Consider the following 21,751-nt stretch of genomic DNA (forward strand, 5'->3'; position numbering starts at 1 on the left):
TAGAGGCCGATTTACTCTAAACCTAACTCCTGAATCTTGCGCGTGATGGTGTTGCGGCCGATGCCGAGTTTTTGGGCCGCTTCAATGCGTCGACCGCGCGTGGCAGCCAAAGCAGCCACGATCAGCCGGGACTCAAAGCGCCGGGTCAATTCATCCCATACGTCGGTGCGACCCGTCGCCAGCAAGGCGACCGCTGCGGCCTCAAGCCCGTGCTCCCAACCGTCAGCCTGGGCGATCAACCCCGGCGAGACAGGCTGCACTGTCATTTGAGGCAAAGGCAAAGACGAAGCCATGCCTGTAGTCTCATGCGTTGATTCAGACTCGCTGGCCAGGGCCAAGGGCGCATAGGCTGGCGTTTCCGTCGCTGCGCCGGCTGTGACCCCGACCTCGGGTGGCAAGTCTTTCGGCTCAATCACCTGCGCCGGGGCCATCACCGTGACCCAATGGCACATATTCTCCAACTGCCGCACATTGCCGGGAAAGGCAAAGTTGCCCAGCCAGACCAGGGCGGCATCAGAAATACGCTTGGGCTCGACGCCTAACTGGGCCGCACTTTGCTGCAGAAAGTGACGCGTCAGCATGGGAATGTCTTCCTTGCGTTCGCGCAGCGCCGGCAAACGAAGGCGGATGACGTTCAGGCGGTGAAACAAATCCTCCCGGAAGCCACCGTCCTTGACGCGCTGCTCCAGGTTCTGGTGGGTGGCGGCAATTACACGCACATTGGTTTTGACGGCACTGTGCCCGCCAACCCGGTAAAAATGACCATCGCTCAGTACGCGCAGCAGGCGGGTTTGCAGGTCAAACGGCATGTCGCCAATTTCGTCCAGAAACAGGGTGCCGCCATCGGCCTGCTCAAAGCGGCCCCGGCGCATGGTCTGGGCACCGGTAAAGGCGCCGCGTTCGTGGCCAAACAACTCGGACTCCAGCAGATCCTTGGGGATGGCGGCGGTATTGATCGCCACAAACGGGCCGTTGGCACGCGGCGAGTGCTTGTGCAGGGCGCGGGCCACCAGTTCCTTGCCAGAGCCCGATTCGCCGGTGATCATGACCGTGACGTTGCTCTGGCTCAAGCGGCCAATGGCGCGAAACACGTCCTGCATGGCGGGCGCCTGGCCCAGCATCTCGGGCGTATCAGCCATGAGCACTTCAGCCACATCTTCGCGCTGACTTTCTTCAAGTGCGCGGCGAATCAACTCGACCGCTTTGGGAACGTCAAACGGCTTGGGCAGGTACTCAAACGCGCCACCCTGAAAGGCCGACACCGCACTGTCCAGGTCCGAATACGCGGTCATGATGATGACCGGCAAGCCAGGGTACTTGGCCTTGACCTTTTCCAGCAAATCCAGCCCCGAGCCTCCCGGCATGCGGATGTCGCTGACCAGCACCTGCGGGCCGCTGTCGTCATCGGCACTGGCGAGCGCGTTCAGGACGTCGCGCGGATTGGTGAAACTGCGGGTTGGCAAGTTCTCGCGCAGCAGTGCTTTTTCGAGCACAAAGCGAATGGACTGGTCATCATCTACGATCCAAATTGGTTTCATTTATTTCCCTGAATTGTTACTTGACTCACCACCCCGCACGCCTGCCGCCGTGCCTTGAGGGAGCAAGATTCTGATTCCACACCCTCAAGGGAGTGGAATCAGAATCTTGAAATCGGTGTGGCCCGGCACACTATCGCACTCGATCAATCCATGGTGCTGCTGCACAAAGGTTTGCGCCAATGTCAGCCCCAAGCCCGAACCTCCATCACGCCCAGACACCAGCGGATAAAAGATACGGTCCTTGATCGAGTCTGGAACACCAGGCCCGTTGTCAATGACATGCAATTCCAGTGCCAACCGGTAGCGTTTTTTGCCAAAGGTGATCTGGCGTGCGATTCGGGTTGAAAAAGTCAAGTGGGCCGTGCCCGCCACAATCTGCTCGGCCAGCGCCTGGCAGGCATTGTGGGCAATGTTGAGCACGGTTTGAATCAGTTGCTCGCGGTCACCTCGAAACTCGGGAATAGAGGTGTCGTAGTCCCGGACCACCGTCAGCCCCTTGGGGAACTCAGCCAGAATCAGCAAACGCACCCGCTCGCAAACCTCATGAATATTCACATCGCCCACCAAATGCGGACGACGGTGCGGCGCCAGCAGACGGTCCACCAGCGTTTGCAAGCGGTCAGCTTCATGGATGATGACTTGCGTGTACTCGATGAGCTCAGGAGACGCCATCTCCATCTCCAGCAACTGCGCCGCCCCCCGAATGCCACCCAAGGGATTTTTGATCTCGTGGGCCAGATTGCGGATCAGTTCCTTGTTGGACTGCGCCTGCTCGGCCAGCCGCTCTTCACGGTCCTGGCGCGCTTGCTGCTCCAGCGGCAGCAACTCGATCACGATTTCTTCGGGATTGTCGGTCTGCGTCACGATCACATGCACCGGCAACAGGTCATGCGCCATGCGCTTCAACCAGGCGTCATAGCGCAGTGCGGCAAATTCATTGCTGCCTGCGCCCACCAAGGCATTTTTCAGGTGAACGGGTTCCGTAAAACTATCAGGGAATTGCGAACCCACGATCGTGCGACGTGAGATACCCAAGGCATCTTCGAGCGCGGCATTGGCAAACACAACATCGCCATTGCTGTGAACCACAGCGACGAGCGTTGCCAGCAGGTCAAACGATTGAAAACGCACTGCGGGTGACGCAGTGGACTGGCTCAAGGGAGCCAATGGGGGTGGTGCAGGCTTGTTCAAGCCGCCTATTTTGCCGCAGAGGCGGGCACTCGCCCGAGCTCACGACGAATTCCCGCAATATCACTTTCGTTACGCGCCAGACTGGCTTTGAGCTCAGCCACACGATCGAGGTATTTTTGGTAATTTTTGGCCTCGTCACCGCGCTTTTCGGGTTCGCCGTTGTTGTATTCCTTGAGCAACTCAGCATGGCGCGCTTCTGCCTTCTTGAGTTCGGACTCCAAGATTTGACGTGCATCCGAGTCACGTGATTTTTGTTCGCCCGCATCCACCCGCTGCCCACCTGGTGAACCGGTTGAGGCTGCTGCAGACTTGGTTGGCGCAGAAGAATTGGGCCGCGTGCCCTGCACCACCGTCACGTTGCCGCCTTGCACCAACTTGCAGCCGCGCGTCTGAGCATCAGGCACGGTATTGGTGTACTCGTTTCCGCAACGGTAAATACGCTCTTGTGAGAAGCTGTTGCCACACAAAAACACAAGACCGACAGGAATTAATAAAGCATATTTCATAGGTATTCCACGCTTGATAAAAATTGCATGGATAAGTTTGCCAGTATGCGCCAATTGCATGTCAATTGAAAAAACCTCCAGCCAGCGCCAATGAAAAAGGACGGCCTACGCCGTCCTTTTTTGCCACAAACTGTAACGAATTACAGCGAGTAGTACATGTCGAATTCAATCGGGTGAGTTGCCATGCGCAAACGCGTGACTTCAGTCATTTTGAGCTCGATGTACGCATCGATGTAGGCATCGGTGAACACGCCGCCCTTGGTCAGGAACGCGCGGTCTTCATTGAGGCAGTCCAGCGCTTGGTCCAGGCTGTGGCAGACGGTTGGGATCAACTTGTCTTCTTCTGGAGGCAAATGGTACAGATCTTTGCTGGCAGCTTCGCCCGGGTGGATCTTGTTCTCAACGCCGTCCAGACCGGCCATCAACAGGGCTGCGAAGCCGAGGTAAGGGTTCATCAGTGGATCAGGGAAACGTGCCTCAACGCGACGACCCTTGGGGTTGGCCACGAAAGGAATACGGATCGAAGCAGAACGGTTTTTGGCCGAGTAAGCCAACTTGACCGGGGCTTCGTAACCAGGCACCAGGCGCTTGTAGCTGTTGGTACCGGGGTTGGTGATGGCGTTCAGGGCACGGGCGTGCTTGATGATGCCGCCGATGTAGTACAGCGCGAAGTCTGACAAGCCTGCATAGCCGTCGCCAGCAAACAGGTTTTTGCCGTCTTTCCAGACAGACTGGTGAACGTGCATGCCGGAACCGTTGTCGCCAACGATGGGCTTGGGCATGAAGGTCGCGGTCTTGCCGTAGGCATGGGCGACGTTTTGGATCACGTATTTTTGGAGTTGAACCCAGTCAGCGCGCTCTGTGAGGGTGCTGAACCTGGTGCCCAATTCCATTTGACCGGCATTGGCCACTTCGTGGTGATGCACTTCAACCGGGATGCCGAGGGCTTCGAGCACCAGACACATCTCAGAACGCATGTCCTGGAAGCTGTCCACCGGTGGCACGGGGAAGTAGCCACCCTTGACGGTAGGACGGTGACCGGTATTGCCGTGCTCGTATTCGCGGCCGGTGTTCCAGGCAGCTTCTTCGGAGTCGATCTTGGAGAAGCAGCCCGACATGTCGTTGCCCCAACGGATGCTGTCGAACACGAAAAATTCTGGCTCTGGACCGAAGTAGGCAGTGTCACCAAAGCCGGAGGCTTTCATGTACGCTTCAGCGCGTTTGGCGAGTGAACGTGGGTCACGCTCGTAGGCCTTGCCGTCGATGGGGTCCACCACATCGCAGGTCAAAATCATGGTCGATTCTTCAAAGAATGGATCAATGTTGGCGGTGTTTGGGTCAGGCATCAACTGCATGTCAGAGGCTTCAATGCCCTTCCAACCTGCGATGGACGAACCGTCAAACGCATGGCCCGAACTGAATTTATCTTCATCAAAATGAGACACAGGCACGGTCACGTGCTGTTCTTTACCACGGGTATCGGTGAAGCGGAAGTCAACAAACTTGACTTCGTGTTCTTTCACCATGTTCATGACGTCTGCGACGGTCTTTGCCATTAAAAACTCCTGATTGGATCGTTGTTGAAAAGATTACGTTTAAGCGAATGCAGTTTTTGTGCCAACACCGGCGACTGGACAAATCCGCCAACGCTGTATTTTGCCTTGAGTTTGTGCCAGTTTTGGCGCGGCGCAAAGTTAGTCACTCGCGCAACTGCAAATACACGCACCAAGTCAGTGCAATTTCAAAGACAAGGCGCTTGACCACTTATTTTTGCACCAATTCGGGGCCTAGCTTGGCATCAAAGCGTTTCAGGCCCGCCAGCAAGGCAGGGTAGGCTTGCGCCACCACACCCGGCTCGCCTTTGACGCCCAGCTCAATATGGCGCCCAAATTCGGGGTGATCGACACTCGGCAGGCTGAAAACCTTGACGCCTGCAAACGTCTGCTCAATCTCTAGCATCAGCGGTGTCAGCGTGGCCTCCATCGCGCCCATCACGATGACCGATTGCTCAATCCAGGCAGCCGTTCGGTGCAGGTGCGGGTAATGGGTGTCAAGCACCCACTCAATCATCGGCCAAGCCATCACCGGAAATCCGGGCACGAAAAAGACGCCTCCGCCCTTTCCTGCCAAAGAGAACCCGGCAATCTTGTTGAACGGATTGGGAATAATGTCGGCGCCCGTGGGAAACATGGCCATGTTAAGGCGGTGAATGTTGTCTGGCTGATCAGGGTCAAACACCTTGCCCTGTTCTTTGGCGATGTCTTGCATGCGTTCACGGATCAGCGCGGCGGCTTGCGGTTGCAATACCAGCTCTCGGCCCAAGGCATCGGCGGCGCACTGGCGGGTATGGTCGTCGGGCGTGGCGCCAATACCGCCGGTTGAGAAGACCACATCGCCACTGGCAAAAGCGCGCTTCAAGGTAGCGGTAATGCGCTCAGGTGAGTCGCCCACGTAGTCGGCATAGTCGAGTTGCAGGCCGCGGGCCTTGAGCAACTCGATGACTTTGGGCAGGTGCTTGTCGGTCCGTTTGCCGGACATGATTTCATCGCCAATGATGATCAGGCCGAAGGCCGGCGTTGGGCTAGGACTGAGGGCGGGCGTCGGAAGTTGTGTCATCAGGCAATGGTAGCGCCTGCACGTCAATCGTTGTTTGTGACGGAGCAAGCGCTGCCGCAAGCGCGGTGGTTGCGGCCAATTCTTTCTCGGTGCGCAAGGCCTGCAAAGCGGCCAGGCAGTAATGCGCAAACCACAGGGAGGAAAGCGCGAACACCAGTGTGTAAATCCAGATCGCCAGGGGCACCAGAATCACGAAGGCCGCCGCAAACAAAGCGCCCGAGGCCCAGATCAGGCTCGGTGCGGCACCCAGATAACCGCAAAACACACCGATCCCGAGCAGCCAGCCCCGGTGTCTGCGAAAAATCTCACGACGTTCTTCTACACTGGCGTGTTCCGCCAAGGCATCAAACGCCATCACGCGGTAAGTCAGCCAACCCCAAATCAACGGCGGCAGCACCAGAATCAAAGGGGGCACCAGCCACAGCGGGACTGAAATCACGATCGCGATCAGGGCCAGGCCGGTCGAGCCCAAGGACCACATCAAACTCATCAGCATCGAGCCACCGCGTTTACGCTCCAATTGGGGGAAGCGCCGCTCTGCCACCAGCAAGGTCAAGGCCGGCGTCATCAAAATGGCGACCATCAGCAACGACAACACCACGATGACCGGTGTCACCGCAAAAATGACGATCAAGGGTGCCAGCACCATCTTGAGGCTGCCAGCCCCTGCGCTTTGCAACCAGGTCCATACGTTGTTGACCATGGACGACGACTCAAGTGCCCCGCGCACCCAGTCCAGGGCGCCTTCCCAAAAGTAGTAGCCCAGGCCGAGCGCGAGTGCCACCATCAGCACCAAGGGCAAAAATGACAAGGCAATCACGCGTGGGCGCAGGCAATACGCCACCGAACGCCAGAAGGAATCAAGGAAAAGGTTCATAAAAGAAGCATAACGAGAAATAACCCAGCCAAGCCCCGTGGCGCCAGAGTCGCCTTAAGCCCGACCGGCCAAACGCTTGAGCCCGAGCCACTGCTGGGACCAGAAACCACGCCCATAGTCGCGACCCTGCTCGACCTGATCGCGCACGCCGGTGGCGTCAAAACGAATCTCAAAATTAGCGGTGCCAAACAGCATGTCCCACCACGGCAGCAGCACGCCAAAGTTACTTCCCCCTAGCGTATGCTTGCCCGCTGTTTCGTGGCCGATGCCGATGCTGTGGTGCAAGCGGTGAAAACGTGGGCTAACCCACAAACGCTCGCCTATACGGCCGAACCACAGTCGCAGATTGGCGTGCTGAAAGCTTTCACTGAGTTGGGTGAACGCCACGATGGCCACAAACTGACCCGGTGCAATACCGATCAGTTGTGCCACCACCACCACAATCACATCTTTGATCACGTCATCCAGCAGGTGGTTGCGGTTGTCGCTCCACATCGTCATCTGGCGCTGTGCGTGGTGCAAGGCATGTAGCCGCCACCACCACTCAAACTGGTGCTGGGCCCGGTGAACCCCATAGTTCAGGGCGTCCATCACCACCAGGTACATGACGAGGCTGACCAGCGCCAAATCGGTCACACCGGGCCACAAGGCATCGAGTTGAAAAGTACTCAAGCCCGCCACCCGCAACGCACCAAACAGGTGGTCAAACAGGGTGTCGAGCGAGAAAAACAAGGCCAGCCGAAACAGGCCCAGGCGGTGAATGACGGTATACAAAATATCGGTGTTCACGGAGGCCTGGTCTGTGATCACCTCCACCGGACGCCAGCGCTGCAAGGGCCCGATCACCGCCACCAAAATCAGCAACTGAATAAAACCGACCAGCAGCCAACCGGTCGCCACATAGCCGTCCACCAGCAAATTTCCCAAGCCCACGGCGAACATCACAGGTTGCAGTACGGACTCAAACAGCCACTCCTGAGCGGTGGAGAAAGTGTTGACTAAAAACTCCATCGATCAGGAACCGTTGGCCGCCAACCAATCGCGGTAAGCGGGGTGCTCGCGCAGCGTGGCAAAGCAGAAACCCTTGTCTTTCAGTCCCATGATGAGTGGCTCCAGCACGGTCGGCGCCCAGGGGTCTTTGCGCGACCAGATGCCTAGATGGGCCATCAGAATGTCACCTTTTTTGATGTCGCGCAGCGCTTTTTTCAACAAGACCTCGTTGCTGAACTTCTCGCTCGGCAACTCATCGCCCAAAAATCCGGCGGCGGCCCAGCCCACATGTTCAAAACCGCACGATTTGGCGGCTGCCAGCAAACGGGGCGATGTTTTCCCCCCGGGCGCCCGAAACAGTGGCAAAGGTTTTTTCCCAGTGAAATCTTGCAGGCGCTCATTGGCATACGCCAGCTGCGAGCAGTATTTTTTAGTATCCCAGGTGAACTCTCGCCCTTCAAAAGCGCCCGAGGTCGGCTGCATCCGAAACTTGGGCTCAACGCCTGGCAGATCACCCCGCCAGTAAACATGGTCGTAGGTGTGAGAGGCAAACTCATGGCCTTCGGCCGCGCGCTCTTTCCACCAGCTTGACCAGTGGTTGCCCAGGCTGCCATCGCCTACTTTGGTACGCTCGTTGGCGGCAAAAAAAGTGACCTTGACGTTTTGGCGCTTCAGCACATCTGCCACCAATGGCGCAATATCCATGTGGCCGGTGTCGAACGTCAGGTAAAGCGGATTTACACAAGCTTTTTCGGCGCTAGCCCCCGTCGAATAAGCGCAAGCAGCTATAAAAATTAGAGCAACTCTTTTCATGTGAATAAACCTATTGGCGGGCTGCATGGTCCAGTGTCCAAACTCCGTGGGGCGACTTGCCCACATTCACCTGGCGCACCACCTGGCGTAACTGGGTGTCAATCACAGTCAGTTTCTTGGCCCAGCGGGAGGCCACGTAAATGAAATGACCGTCCGCTGACACATCCATGCAGTCTGGCCCACTCGGGGCAGGATACTTTTCGACCACCGTCATGGTCTGGTAATCGATTTTGCTGATGGTGTTGGCCACCCGGTTGCTGACAAACACATGGTGTTTGTCGCCCGCGCCGCGAAACGCGTGCGCGCCCTGCCCGGTTGGGATGAGTTTGACCAGCTTGGGCGCGGCACCTGTCACGTCATAAACCTCCACACCCTCGCCGCCAGTCAAGCCGATCAGTAAAAATTTATCGTCGGGCGTGCCAAACACATCCGCCGGCATGGCGCCGGTCTTGCCGCGCCATTTCAGGGTCTGCGTGGGCAGATCGATCAAGACCAGCTCGTCACTGTCCTGCATGGTGGCAAAAACTGTACTGCTTTTGCTGTCAATCCAGAGGTGACTGGGTGTTTTACCGGTCGCAATGCGCTTCGCCAGCGTCAGGTTGACGCCATCCCAATGGTATATATCAACGTGGTTGAGCCGGTTGGCCACCGTCACAAACCATTTCATGTCGGGCGAAAACCGCAACTGGTAGGGATCCAGAATGCCGGTCACCGTGCGTTGCACCTCGGCCGTTTTCGGGTCCACGAACAACAGGGAGTCACTCAGCGCATTGGCAATGATGAGCGATTTCTCATCTGGCGTGAGGTACATGTGGTGTGGCTCTTTGCCGGTAGGGATGCGCTTGATTTCTTTCCAGCTAACGGGGTCAATCACGCTGATGCTGGCCTCCAGCGAATTCAGCACAAACACCGGATTGACGCCGGCATGGGCTGCGAAAGTAAGCAACGCTGAAAACAGGGCCACAACAGCCAAAAATCGAGAGAAACACATCAAAAAAATCACTCTTTAAAGAAGGTATCGAGTGTAAACGGCACGCCTCACTTGGCGAGGGAGGTCTATTGGCCGGGCGAGAAAATGAAAGTAAATGAGCTCTTTGTCCGTACCAATTACCCACAACTTGATCTCATATCTCTACCCCATCTCCAAAAACAACTCTTCCAACATCTCGTCAACATCTCGTCAACATCATCGTTCAATACGAACCGCTGAAACCTCGTCGGAAACACGAAGTGCTACAGCAGTGCAGTCACGTTGTGACGCTGCTATATGTAAGCGTTAATCCAAAAGCTCACGCACCATGGGGAGGGAAATTCACCTGCGTGATTGAATTTCTAGAGGTAACTCACAATTATTTGACTCGACGCAAGAAAATCAGCCCACACACCAGCGACAGAGTGCTAAGAATATTTAATTAAAACCTTGGATTTAGCACTGCTAAAACGTTTTTCAGCATAACAAATCAATTTGTTATGGTTGACTTGATATATATAGTCACCATAGAATCCGCGAATCCCAGCCAAAGGCTAGGGATAACCCGCATCCGCTGCCGAACCCGGCATATTCAAATCTCTGCAGAACGCGACCGAAAGACAGCGCAGGATATTGATAGCGTACCAACCCAAACAAGGGCGACAAGTTTTGAACTGCCTGCAGTACAACTCTCGAACCCGCGCGAACGAAGGAAGAGCTATGAAAGCGTCACAAAAATTTACCAAGGGCTTGCGAACTTTCGCATCCGATATCGCCCAGGGCTTCTTTGAAATCACCCACAACAGTTTTGCCCTGATCGGGCTTGCTGTCATGTTTGCCGTCATCACCTTGACGGCCCGCCCAGAACTGCGCCAAGTCGGTGAGATCAAACTCATCAGCTGGCTGCAAAACCGCCAGGTCGAAGTGACCGGCTTTATCAGCGAAATGGACGCGATTGACCGCGCCACAGCTACCGACCCCAAAGACTTGCCCAAACAGCAGGCCGCAGTGGCCTTTTGGTTGAGCAAGAAATACAAGGTGGCGCCAGAACCTCTTAGCGCCCTGGTGGCTGAAGCCTATGACATTGGACTTCACACCAAGTTGGACCCGACTCTGATTTTGGCGGTGATGGCCGTTGAATCAGGCTTTAATCCGTTTGCGCAAAGCCCCGTGGGCGCCCAAGGTCTGATGCAAGTCATGACCCAAGTGCACAGCGACAAATACGAGAGCTTTGGCGGCAAACTCGCCGCCTTTGACCCGCTCACCAACATGCGGGTTGGCGTCAAGGTATTGCAGGAATGCATCGCCCGGGCCGGCTCCATGGAAGGTGGATTGAAGTTTTACGTGGGTGCCGCCAATATTGAAGACGACGGTGGCTACGCTGGCAAGGTCATGGCCGAACATGCCCGACTTCAGCAAGTCGTCAAAGGTCGCTCGGTGCCCACAAGTTCACCTCAAACAGTGGGAGCGCCTACCCCGACCAACACCGACAACGCTTCTGCCAAAGTGGCATCACTCGCCAACTACTGATTTTCAGGTTTTGACCGTGTCGGACAGAAACAACGGCTTGGTCAGTTAAAATTAAAAAGTACGCGACTGGCGATAGGCGATCAAACCTTTGGGTCTGACTCGCTGAAGTGGGCACACCACGGGGGAGCGTACCGCAGGGCCAGTTCGGCCATTGCGTTTAGCCGTTCGCCTGGGCAGCCCTGGTATCAAACCCCTGATTCCCAGGCCCATCGTCTTTTAGGACTGCCATGTACGACCGTAATATTCTTATCGAACAAACCGATCCCGAGCTTTTTGCCGCCATCCGCAGCGAAAACGCGCGCCAGGAACACCACATTGAGCTGATTGCCAGCGAAAACTACGCCTCGCCCGCCGTCATGGCCGCCCAAGGCACGCAACTCACTAACAAATACGCCGAAGGCTACCCCGGCAAACGCTATTACGGTGGTTGCGAATACGTTGACATCGCAGAGCAACTGGCGATTGACCGTGTCAAACAAATTTTTGGCGCCGATGCGGCCAACGTGCAACCTCATTGCGGCGCGTCTGCCAACGAAGCGGTGTTTTTGGCCTTCTTGAAGCCCGGCGACACCATCATGGGCATGAGCCTGGCCGAAGGCGGTCACTTGACCCACGGCATGCCCCTGAACATCAGCGGCAAGTGGTTTAACGTGGTCAGCTACGGCTTGAACGACAAGGAAGAAATTGACTACGACGCCATGGAGCGCAAAGCCCATGAGTCCAAACCCAAGTTGATCATTGCGGGCGCCTCAGCCTACAGCCTGCGCATCGACTTTGAGCGTTTTGCCAAAGTCGCCAAAGACGTGGGCGCCATCTTCATGGTGGATATGGCCCATTACGCTGGCCTGATTGCCGCTGGCGTCTACCCCAACCCGGTGCCGCATGCTGACGTGGTGACCTCCACCACCCACAAGAGCCTGCGCGGCCCCCGTGGCGGCATTATTCTGATGAAGGCCCAGCACGAGAAAGCCATCAACAGCGCGATCTTCCCCGGCCTGCAAGGTGGCCCGTTAATGCACGTGATTGCCGCCAAAGCCGTGGCTTTCAAAGAAGCGCTGATGCCTGAGTTCAAGATTTACCAGCAGCAGGTGCTGGTAAATGCCCGTATCGTGGCAGAAACCCTGACCGAGCGCGGCTTGCGCATTGTGAGCGGCCGCACCGAGAGCCACGTGATGCTGGTCGATTTGCGCGCCAAGGGCATCACTGGCAAGGAAGCCGAGGCCGTGCTGGGCGCTGCCCACATGACCATCAACAAAAATGCCATCCCGAACGACCCCGAAAAACCAATGGTCACCAGCGGTGTTCGCATCGGCACTCCAGCGCTGACGACCCGTGGTTTCAAGGACGAAGAAGCCCGCATCACGGCTAATTTGATTGCTGACGTGCTGGACAACCCACGCGACCCAGCCAACAGCGATGCCGTACGCGCCAAGGTCAACGCCCTGACCGCACGTTTCCCGGTATATGGTTAATTGCGGGACAGACCGCCGTTACACGAAGTGAACCAGCTCTGTCCTCAACTGATTGAGAAACGATGAAGTGCCCCTTCTGCAGTCATTCCGAAACCCAAGTGGTGGAAACCCGGATTTCTGAAGACGGGGATTCAATCCGTCGCAGGCGCCAGTGCGGCTCCTGCGAAAAGCGCTTTACCACCTACGAGCGCCCGGATGTCACCTTTCCAGCGATCGTCAAAAAAGATGGCCGCCGCATTGAGTACGAACGCGCCAAACTGCTCGCCTCGATGAAACTGGCCCTGCGCAAGCGCCCGGTGAGCATCGAGCAAATCGACAACGCGGTTGAGCGTATGGAAGAGAAACTACTCAGCCTGGGTGCGCGAGAAATGCCTTCTGCGCAGCTAGGTGAGCTAGTGATGCGCGAACTCAAAAAACTCGACAAAGTCGCCTATGTGCGCTTTGCCAGTGTTTACCGCAGCTTCGAAGATATAGATGAATTCAAGACGCTGGTGGATGAGGTGGGGCGGTAAAGAAGGATGTCCCGAATTTTATGTAAACGGCGGGATGTATTTTAGAACTTTGGCATTCTCTCCTCAAACCGAATGGTGAATCGGTTCAGTGCTGCCTACCATTCCCTGATAGGCATCGTCCATTTCTTGCTGATGTTGTCCAGTGCCAACTAGAACAATTTCAGCAGTGCATCGTCACAGGGAACCGATCCCCGGTTATATGCAAATTAACGAAACTAATGTTGACCGACTCAATGGCGTTGGTGGAGTAAATAACCCGCCGTATCTCCGCCGGGTACTCAAAAAACGGCGAGATGTGTGTCCAGCTTGATCGGAGTGACTTGACGATGCTAAGGTAGTCTGCACCCCATTTATTCTCGAATTCCTGCAGCATCATCAGCGCCACGTCTTCAGTGGCCGAGGTTTAGATGCTGCGCAGGTCAGTCGCCACCACTAGCGCAGCTTCCAACTCACGTAGTTCAAGCTATTGCGCACCATGTGCACGATGCACAACTACTCGGCCGTCTTGGAGTATGCCACCTCTATATTCTCGGGATACCCCTTCAAGCCATCCACGCAGGCAATGAAGATATCTTAAACCCCACGATTCTTGAGCTCGGTCACCACCTGGAGCCAGAACTTGGCCCCCTCATTCTGGGAAATCCATAGGCCCAAAATCTCTTTCTCACCAGCCATATTGATACCCAGCGCCAGGTAAACGGCCTTGGCTCGAACCAAACCGCCATCGTGTATTTAGATGTGAATGCAGTCCATGTAGACGATGGGATACAACGCGCATCTAGAGGTCGGTTCTGCCTGGCCTTGGTATCCTCCATGACTGCCTCAGTGACAGAGGAAATCAAGGTGGGCGAGACCTCGGTGTCGTACATCTCTTGCAAGCGACCCTGGATCTCGCGCACGTTCATTCCACGGGCGCACAACGACAGGATCTTTTCATCAAAACTATCCAGCGGGTTTGATGTTTGGGGATGATCTGGGGCTCAAAACTGCCGTGTCGGTCGCGCGGTATTTCTATCGGAAGCTCACCAAACTCACCTTTGAGGGTTTTCTTGCTTTTGCTGTTGCGGGTGTGGCCATTGGCGTTGGCCACGCTATCGTTTTTGGCATGGCCAAGGTACTCGGCCAACTATGCTTGCAAGGCGCGCTCTACAAATCATTTGGTGAGTTGCTTGAGTAACCCATTCTCGCCAATGAGGTCTTCAGGTTTTTTGCAGTCAGCCGGCAGGCTGTCGATTAGTTCGTTGCTTACGGTCATTTCGCTTCTTTCTGAAAAAACGGCAGTTTCCTGCCAAAAGACTGTTTACACAAAAAAATCTTACACCCGCGTAAAGATGTACCACTGGCCAACCTATTCCGACCGCTTGTCTGTTGCCACAACTGAAAAATCTTCTAACCAACAATACTACGACTCATGAGGAAGCAACATGGATTTACGCTGATTGAGCTTTTGGTCGTGATTGCCATCATTGCCATTTTGGCTGCACTTGCAGCACCATCTTTCAAGACAATGATCCAGTCAAATACTATTTCCAATAACGTCAACAGCTTCTTGGCCGATATGCGTTTTGCCCGTAGTGAATCAATTCGAAAGGGAGGAAATGTTGTTTTGTGCCGAAGCGATTCTCCCGAGTTGGCAGACCCCAATTGCGGCAGCGGATCGGGAACAGGTGGACGCGGCTGGGTTACCGGGTGGTTTATTTTCCACGATTTAAACGGGGATGGGGATAAAGACGCGAACGAGCCAGTGCTACGTGTACAGGGGCCAATAGCATCCATTGACACGGCCTTGGAAACTGGCGGAGGAGGTGGATCATCAACAAAATTCGTCTTCAGAGCTACAGGAAGACTGAAATCTTCAGGCATGACGCAGATTCAATTTGGTGGTGCTAATTTTGACAGTAGCAACCGCCGCGTACTGTGTATCAGTATTGGTGGCCGGGCGCGCATTTCTGGAGACGGATCTTGCACCTAAAAAATATGAAAGAACATTACGACCTACAGAAAGGTGTATCACTGATTGAGGTGCTGGTCGCAATTCTGTTGCTGTCGTTTGGCATGCTGGCGCTCGGTGCCATGTTGTCTTTTGCGGTGCAGGCACCCAAACTTTCTGCCTACCGCGCAACCGCATCTAATTTAGCAGCGAGCCATGTTGAACGTTTGCGCGCCAACCCTGAAGGTTTTGCCAACAACCGATATACCTCAACGTTGCATGGCTCGAGTTGGACTACGGACGTGATTAGTCCCACATCGGCTGACTGTGCCTACCCCGACTGCACCGAAACCACGCTAGCAGCAATGGATATCCAAGCTACCCGCGGAGCCGTTCGCCGCGAACTCCCCGCCGGTGACATTGAAATGTGGTGCAGCGCAGCATCGGCGCCTACTACGGCCACGGCGTGTACCCAGACTTCACAAGGAAATCTTTGGGTTATCTGGCAAGAGCCCAGCACCAACTCATTGCTGGGCGCATCGTCAGACCAATGCCCTCCAGACGTGACATCAACTTACACCGGCTATCCGACTACGCCAACACCGGCACGTTGTCTGTACCTCCGATTCAAAATTGAATGAAATGCAAGCCATGTCCAGCCCTCGCCGCCCACTTGCTTCAAGCCCATCAATGGGATTTTCATTGATCGAACTGATGGTCTCTCTTGCCATTGGATTGATCATCGTCGTCGCCGCTATGTCGGCCTACTTGGGTGCTGCTAGCTCCAGCAGAATGTCCGACGCGCAAAGCCGCATGAACGAAGATGCGCAAGCTGCTCTCAACGTCTTGGTACAACAGATCCGAATGGCTGGAACCAACCCTGTGCAAGCCAATCGGTCAGATGTCTATGGACACAACCCGGTCTATAACCCGACCTACGTTGGCGGCTCTGTCACGGCTTATGCCAACGGTACAACAACGTATTCGGTATCGTCAGGGCCTTCCGCTTTTTCCATTCGTGGCTGTGACGGCACCTTCAGCAACATTACCAATACCTTTACGGTGCCCAATCTGAATTCCTTTACCAACTGCGGTACTAGCACACTGCCAGATTCGATTGCCATCAGCTACGAGGCTGACAGGTACAACACGGCACCTTCAGGCAATAATCCAACAGACTGCGTCGGCAGCTCATTACCCACAATCACAGCAACTTTCCCCGTCGGCGCAGCCAGTTTTTCGGTGGCAGACAACCGGTTTTACATTGCAAACTCGTCTAACATCCCCAGTCTCATGTGCAAAGGCATTAGCAGTGGAACTCAGCCACTGGTAGAAAACGTTGAAGACATGCAGTTAGCCTATGGCACGGTCAGCACTACAGAAGTATCAAACACGGCCACCGTTGCCGGCTATTTGACAGCCTCAGAAGTTATTGCATTGGCACCTACTGCAGATACTTCTGGGTACTCCACAGCCTGGGGAAAGGTCTTGTCAGTACGAATTTGTATTGTCGTGCGCAGCGACAGACCAGTCGTCTCTAACGCGGTATCCGGAGGATATTACAAATGCGACGGTACCTTGGACACAAGTAAAACTGACCTGCGACTGCGCCGAGCCTATTTCACTACGGTGGTGCTACGCAACCGGCGGCTTTGAACTTTTTTAGAAAAATTCGCTATGAAAATGCTCATCCCTATCGTCAGATATTTCAACCCAACTTCACAACGCAATGTGCAGGTTAATGACACAGGTTCACGGCGGCAAAGTGGTGTGGTACTGATCATTGCGTTGATTCTACTAGTGGTGATCTCGTTGTTGGCGGTAACAAGTTTGCGCAACGCAGGCTCTTCGGAGAGCATCGCCGGCAATGTCCGTACCACAGAGTTGGCAAACCAAGCGGCCGAAATTGCCTTGCGGCATTGTGAATCTTCGACCATTCAGTTAGCGACAAATATTGCATCCACTGACCCGGCTTTCTATACAACAGATCTCGCCATTGCAATAATTTCATCGATCAATTCCGTCCTGTGGCAAAGCACCTCGACCTGGGATAGCGGTACGTCAACCGCAACATACATACTCCCGACATCAACTTTTCCCGTTGGCAGCACTACCACTTACAAACGGTCACCAGAATGCATGGTTGAGCTAGTCAGTGGCACCATGCCTACCGGCACTGCTAGCGTGACCCCATCTGCCTTTGTCATCACCGCCCGTGGTTTTGGGCCTGAGGTAGCTGCGGGCACAGGTCGCCCACAGGGCAGTGTGGTCTGGCTGCAATCCACCATTGAGATTCAATAAAGGAGTTTTCCATGTTCACACTGTCACCACCTCAAGTGAATTCGGAACGTTTTCTTTCTCAAACCAATCAGTGCAAACGCAGACCAAACCACCTCCTTGATAAAAAATCCCTTGCATTTGTTAGTCTATTGGTCATGCTGGGGCAATTAGCGCATGCGGGCTCCACAGACATTGCCAATGTGCCCATGGCGGTGTCGAACATGGTCACACCCAATGTACTGGTGATTTACGACAACTCGCAGTCGATGGATGCCTACATGAACGGCACCTTGGTGTCTGGCAATAACCCCAACACTCGAGGCAACATTGGCCGAGAAGTCATGCGCGCAGCCATTGACAAGTACCGCACCACCTTCAATTGGGGACTGATGACTTATGAAACGTCTGACCTAACGCTCCGCAACACCCATGCCTATTTTATGGGCGACAACGCGGGAATGAATTTCACTAACGATTGCAAAGACACTGGCGGCGTCTCCATTTCTACTGTCTTTGTTGTCCCGCCTCTCATCGGCCGATCGGCTTCTAATGGCAATCGCCGATGTATTCCCAACCCACAACCGGCGTTCGGTGCGAACTACATCACCTACGATGTATCCGGCGATGACCCTAATATCTTGGATGTTCTGTACTCGACACAGAGCCTAAATACGAACATATGGGCGTTAACGTCTGCTGCCAATTCGTCGAACTACAACCTTTGGTTCAATCGTATTGGGGGGGGGTGGACAGCTGGAGACTTTAACTCCTTTTGGTTCAATGGTAGCTTTACCCCGACGGATGCTGGCTATTTACCTTACTCCCCCACAGTCACCAGACAGGTCTACATCCCCCGAGGCTGGGGCTACACCGCCAATATTTCGGGAAAAGGAAGTCTTAACGAAAGCGTGACGCCCGACTCAACGACGCACTACACCACACTCCAAAACTTACTCGGAAGCGAAACCAACGGTACTACCAGTGAAGTGAAGAATGGCGCGCTTTTCACGCCACTTAACGGCACCTTGCAATCGGCCAAGTCCTATTTTTCAAGCGCTTATGCCAGCAAGACCAGCCCGGTGCTCTACTCTTGCCAACAAAATTTTGTCATGCTCGTGACCGATGGATTGCCCACCGGCAACACCAGTGGCAACCTTTACTCTGATGCCGCACGCACGAACAGCTGTGCATGGAGTACCAGCAGCAATAGCTGCACCAGCGGGTCATTTGGCACAGCTGCCACCGATGCCATCGCAGCCTCTAAGGCACTGCGCACCGCCAGTGTGACTGGCAAAACATCTACCAACAAAGATGGCACGGGCGCAGTCACGGGCAAGTACGACGTACAAACCTATGTGGTGGCCTTGGGTGAAACCGTGGCCAATGCGAATGCCTTGTCAGTCATGAATGCCATGGCCTACAACGGGGGGACTGACAGCGCTATTCCCGCCAACGATGCTGATTCGTTTAAGAACGCGATCAATGCTATTTCCGACAGCATCACTGCCAAAGTTGGATCGGCCGCAGCCGTTGCCGTTGCCAACGCCCACGTTACCTCGTCTGACAATGCGTCTTTCGCGTCAAGCTACAACTCAGGCACCTGGGCGGGAGACCTCAACTCCAATGCCATTAACGTAACAACCGGCATTGTGTCAACCACTTCCCTTTGGACAGCTGGCTCGGCAGCCACGCAACTTGACTTGCGCACGCCCGCCAGCCGCTTGATTGCCACATCAACCGACGTGGCTGGAGCCACCGGGGGTTTGCAGTTCCAGCCGACTACGGCGACAAGCGCCACCAAGCTCAGTACGGCTCAGCAAACCTTACTCAATACGTCAGGGAAAACAGACGGTGCTGCGGTGTTGGCTTATTTGCGAGGGGATCGGACTTGTGAAACCGCCGGCGCTTGCACAGTCACTTACCGTGCCCGTGCGCATTTGCTGGGCGACATGATCAATGGTGAGCCGGTTGTGGTGGGTGTTCCGAACGCGAGCTATTCTGATGCTGGCTACACCACCTTTAAATCAGACAACGCCAGTCGTACTCGCATGCTTTACCAAGGTGCCAATGACGGCATGTTGCACGCCTTTGTCGCTAGCAGTGGGGCTGAATCCTGGGCTTACGTTCCCAACCTCGTGATAGCCAACCTGAATAAGTTAATTCTCAAGTCCGGCTTCAGCCATATCTACTATGTGGATAGCACACCAGCCTTCGGTGATGTCGATTTCAATAATATTGACAGTATCAGCAGCAGCGGTGACTGGCGCACCATTCTCGTCGGTGGGTTGGGCAAGGGGGGCAACGGTTATTACGCACTTGATGTCACCAGCGGCACAGCCGCCAGCGAAGTCGATGTCAAGAACAAGGTTTTATGGGAATTCCCCAACAGCATCACCAGCACGCTAATCCGTGCTGGCGTAGTACAGAACATGGGCTATGCTTACAGCCAACCAATCATCGTGAAGACCAGCGCCAAAGGCTGGGTCGTGCTCGTCACTTCGGGCTATAACAATGGCACCAACAGCGGCGACAGTGGGGGTGACGGTCTAGGACACTTGTTTGTACTGAACCCCAAGACCGGTAACTTGATCGCAGATATCACCACACCTGGTTGCACCACGTCACCGGCGTCCAACCCATGTGGGTTGGCGCAAGTCAGCGCATCGATTTCCAGCAACGGCACAGTGGATTACATCTATGGTGGCGACCTTTACGGAAATCTATGGCGCTTTGATTTGACCAACAGCAGCGTGATGTCGTGGTCAGCGACGATCTTTGCCACCCTGAAAGACAGTCTAGGCGCGACGCAGCCCATCACAGCAGCGCCAACCCTTTCCGTGGTCGACAGCAAACGCATGGTTCAAATCGGTACGGGCAAGTACTTTGGTAATACTGACGTGACCGGCACAACCGGTGCCAACGCGGCAGCAAGCCAAACCCAAACCATTTACGGCCTTCGGGACGCACTGGTGGCCTTGCCAACGACTCCATCGTTGCGGGCCAATTTGCAGCAACAAACTTACACCAACACTTCAACCACGAGAACCATGTCCAGCAATGCCGTTGACTACACCACCAAAAAGGGCTGGTACATTGACCTGGGTGCCGGTGAGCGCGTCAACACGCAATGCGGCACGTCTTACGACAATCTAGTTTGCACCACCAATATTCCCAACGCAATCAAGTGCGAACCTGGAGGCAGTAGTTGGGAATTTATCCTAAGCAGCAAGACCGGCAGCTTGGCAAACCGCTCAATAGAAACCACTTCGGCAGTATTTTTGGGTAATGTATTGGCAAGTCGACCCGTCACCATTCAGAATGAATCAGGTCAAGATTTTTCACTGGTACGTTTGTCTGATGCAACTACTAAAACAATTATCCTGCCACCACCACCACCACCACCACCGAGTTCAACAACCACCATCAAGCGCACTTGGCGTCAGCTGTTTCTTTATTAATGTTTCATCCAGTTTTTAACGGATATCCACCATGAATCTTATTCGTCAATTTGTTATTGCATGTGCCACATTTTCAATGATTGGCCAACCAGCACTTGCCGTGAAGGTAGTTAATGAACCCCCGCAAAATTCGGTATATGTCAGCAGCACCGGTCTCGTGGAGCGTGGCGGTACGGTCGATGCCGTGGACTTTGGCAAGAAAACCATCGTTGTCAATAAAGTCAAATACGTTCTAGCAACAACGCCCATCAAAGTACATGCACCGACGAGAAAAAGCGATGACAAGGCTTTTCAGCTAAAGGCAGGAATGCAAATTCGCTTCAATACATCAAAGGCGAATTACGCAATGCAGGAGCAGGTGCTAGAAATTTGGGTGACAGGCCTGGGCAGCAAACCTGTCAAGAAATAGAAGTAAGCAACGAGAATTTGATTCATGTATACAACAGCACACACTTTTCGCCGGCCGACCGCCGGCTTCACCTTGATCGAAGTCATGATCACTGTGGCCATCGTCGGTATTCTTGCCGCAGTCGCCCTGCCGTCTTACACCAGCTATATTGCTAGGGCAAAGCGAGCAGATGCCAGAACGCAATTATTGCAAGCGGCGCAGTTCATGCAACGCTTTTATGCTGCCAACGATGCCTACGACTCAGATCGTGGCAGCAACAGCGTACTGGGTTCGGGAGTCGGGATGCCTGACGGCTTGAGAAAGTCCCCTGCTGACGGCACTGCGCTTTATCAGCTCAATACAGCCATCACCACCGCCGGGAGTTACACCGCAACGGTATCGGTCAGCGCATACACGCTAACCATGGCACCTATTTCTGGCGGAGCTGCCGCCAACGATGCCTGTGGCATGTTCACCATCACGTCCACTGGCGTGCGGGGCGTGGCTAGCGCCACGAAAACGCGAGATGAATGCTGGAAATAGGCACAGCACCAACCACATCAGGTATCGAACAATTTCATCGCTATCATCTGCTATTTTAAAATAGCTACTTACGCTTGCTGCATAGGCGCTGGACCCTGAAATCACTTATATCGCATAACTACTTTGCTTCAGATGAA

The 21,751-nt window shown here is 54.6% G+C and carries 19 protein-coding genes, 1 pseudogene and 1 riboswitch; of the genes and pseudogenes, 10 read left to right on the forward strand and 10 right to left on the reverse strand.

Annotated elements, in window-relative coordinates:
* Window positions 1–11: 11 nt before the first annotated feature.
* The 9 genes from ntrC to WCG50_RS04955 form a co-directional block, all read right to left on the reverse strand.
* Window positions 12–1,538 (reverse strand): nitrogen regulation protein NR(I), encoded by a 1,527-nt coding sequence (gene ntrC, locus WCG50_RS04915; protein ID WP_336898458.1) that lies wholly within the window; start codon window positions 1,536–1,538, stop codon window positions 12–14.
* 84 nt (window positions 1,539–1,622) lie between these two features.
* Window positions 1,623–2,696: a nitrogen regulation protein NR(II) gene (gene glnL / locus WCG50_RS04920; RefSeq protein ID WP_336898483.1), complete on the reverse strand. Its 1,074-nt coding sequence runs from the start codon at window positions 2,694–2,696 to the stop codon at window positions 1,623–1,625.
* 38 nt (window positions 2,697–2,734) lie between these two features.
* A complete protein-coding gene (locus WCG50_RS04925; RefSeq protein WP_336898459.1) occupies window positions 2,735–3,235 on the reverse strand; it encodes a hypothetical protein in 501 nt (166 codons plus the stop codon).
* Window positions 3,236–3,375: 140 nt separating this feature from the next.
* Window positions 3,376–4,791, reverse strand: coding sequence for a type I glutamate--ammonia ligase (gene glnA, locus WCG50_RS04930; RefSeq protein ID WP_336898460.1), 1,416 nt, complete (start codon window positions 4,789–4,791; stop codon window positions 3,376–3,378).
* 208 nt (window positions 4,792–4,999) lie between these two features.
* A complete protein-coding gene (locus WCG50_RS04935) occupies window positions 5,000–5,851 on the reverse strand; it encodes a molybdopterin-binding protein (protein WP_336898461.1) in 852 nt (283 codons plus the stop codon).
* Window positions 5,817–6,728, reverse strand: a complete 912-nt coding sequence (locus WCG50_RS04940; protein ID WP_336898462.1) for an EI24 domain-containing protein — start codon at window positions 6,726–6,728, stop codon at window positions 5,817–5,819. Before WCG50_RS04940 ends, WCG50_RS04935 begins: the two co-directional genes overlap by 35 nt.
* 54 nt (window positions 6,729–6,782) lie before the next feature.
* On the reverse strand, window positions 6,783–7,739 hold the full coding sequence (locus WCG50_RS04945) for a sterol desaturase family protein (protein WP_336898463.1): 957 nt from the start codon (window positions 7,737–7,739) through the stop codon (window positions 6,783–6,785).
* Window positions 7,740–7,742: 3 nt separating this feature from the next.
* Entirely contained in the window at window positions 7,743–8,531 is a 789-nt protein-coding gene (locus tag WCG50_RS04950; protein WP_336898464.1) for a polysaccharide deacetylase family protein, read from the reverse strand.
* Between the two features lie 10 nt (window positions 8,532–8,541).
* Window positions 8,542–9,522: a YncE family protein gene (locus tag WCG50_RS04955; protein WP_336898465.1), complete on the reverse strand. Its 981-nt coding sequence runs from the start codon at window positions 9,520–9,522 to the stop codon at window positions 8,542–8,544.
* A gap of 699 nt (window positions 9,523–10,221) precedes the next feature.
* Between WCG50_RS04955 and WCG50_RS04960 the strand changes: the two genes are divergently transcribed.
* The 3 genes from WCG50_RS04960 to nrdR all read left to right on the forward strand — a co-directional run bounded on the left by WCG50_RS04960 (window position 10,222) and on the right by nrdR (window position 13,015).
* Window positions 10,222–11,031 carry a lytic transglycosylase domain-containing protein gene (locus WCG50_RS04960; RefSeq protein WP_336898466.1) on the forward strand — a complete coding sequence of 270 codons (810 nt, stop codon included), beginning with the start codon at window positions 10,222–10,224 and terminating at the stop codon, window positions 11,029–11,031.
* Window positions 11,032–11,083: 52 nt separating this feature from the next.
* A riboswitch (ZMP/ZTP riboswitch) is annotated at window positions 11,084–11,213 on the forward strand.
* Window positions 11,214–11,258: 45 nt separating this feature from the next.
* Window positions 11,259–12,503 (forward strand): serine hydroxymethyltransferase, encoded by a 1,245-nt coding sequence (gene glyA / locus WCG50_RS04965; RefSeq protein ID WP_336898467.1) that lies wholly within the window; start codon window positions 11,259–11,261, stop codon window positions 12,501–12,503.
* Window positions 12,504–12,565: 62 nt separating this feature from the next.
* Window positions 12,566–13,015: a transcriptional regulator NrdR gene (nrdR, locus tag WCG50_RS04970; protein WP_336898468.1), complete on the forward strand. Its 450-nt coding sequence runs from the start codon at window positions 12,566–12,568 to the stop codon at window positions 13,013–13,015.
* A gap of 95 nt (window positions 13,016–13,110) precedes the next feature.
* On the opposite strand, the pseudogene WCG50_RS04975 reads toward nrdR, so the two are convergent.
* Window positions 13,111–14,270 (reverse strand): annotated as a pseudogene (locus WCG50_RS04975) (IS256 family transposase).
* 156 nt (window positions 14,271–14,426) lie between these two features.
* Here WCG50_RS04975 and WCG50_RS04980 point away from each other — a divergent pair.
* The 7 genes from WCG50_RS04980 to WCG50_RS05010 all read left to right on the forward strand — a co-directional run bounded on the left by WCG50_RS04980 (window position 14,427) and on the right by WCG50_RS05010 (window position 21,614).
* Window positions 14,427–14,987, forward strand: coding sequence for a GspH/FimT family protein (locus WCG50_RS04980; protein WP_336898469.1), 561 nt, complete (start codon window positions 14,427–14,429; stop codon window positions 14,985–14,987).
* Entirely contained in the window at window positions 14,978–15,586 is a 609-nt protein-coding gene (pilV, locus tag WCG50_RS04985) for a type IV pilus modification protein PilV (RefSeq protein ID WP_336898470.1), read from the forward strand. The genes WCG50_RS04980 and pilV overlap by 10 nt, the downstream gene beginning before the upstream one ends.
* 10 nt (window positions 15,587–15,596) lie before the next feature.
* Entirely contained in the window at window positions 15,597–16,601 is a 1,005-nt protein-coding gene (locus WCG50_RS04990; protein WP_336898471.1) for a PilW family protein, read from the forward strand.
* Between the two features lie 21 nt (window positions 16,602–16,622).
* Complete coding sequence (locus tag WCG50_RS04995) at window positions 16,623–17,246, forward strand: PilX N-terminal domain-containing pilus assembly protein (protein WP_336898472.1); 624 nt, start codon at window positions 16,623–16,625, stop codon at window positions 17,244–17,246.
* A gap of 134 nt (window positions 17,247–17,380) precedes the next feature.
* On the forward strand, window positions 17,381–20,683 hold the full coding sequence (locus WCG50_RS05000) for a PilC/PilY family type IV pilus protein (protein ID WP_336898473.1): 3,303 nt from the start codon (window positions 17,381–17,383) through the stop codon (window positions 20,681–20,683).
* A gap of 31 nt (window positions 20,684–20,714) precedes the next feature.
* The gene (locus tag WCG50_RS05005; protein ID WP_336898474.1) at window positions 20,715–21,092 is read left to right on the forward strand and encodes a hypothetical protein; all 378 of its coding nucleotides are present in this window, start codon (window positions 20,715–20,717) and stop codon (window positions 21,090–21,092) included.
* Between the two features lie 24 nt (window positions 21,093–21,116).
* The gene (locus tag WCG50_RS05010; RefSeq protein WP_336898475.1) at window positions 21,117–21,614 is read left to right on the forward strand and encodes a type IV pilin protein; all 498 of its coding nucleotides are present in this window, start codon (window positions 21,117–21,119) and stop codon (window positions 21,612–21,614) included.
* The last annotated feature ends 137 nt before the right edge of the window (window positions 21,615–21,751 follow it).

The organism is Rhodoferax sp. (assembly GCF_037143375.1).
In the GTDB taxonomy this organism is placed as follows: domain Bacteria; phylum Pseudomonadota; class Gammaproteobacteria; order Burkholderiales; family Burkholderiaceae_C; genus Rhodoferax.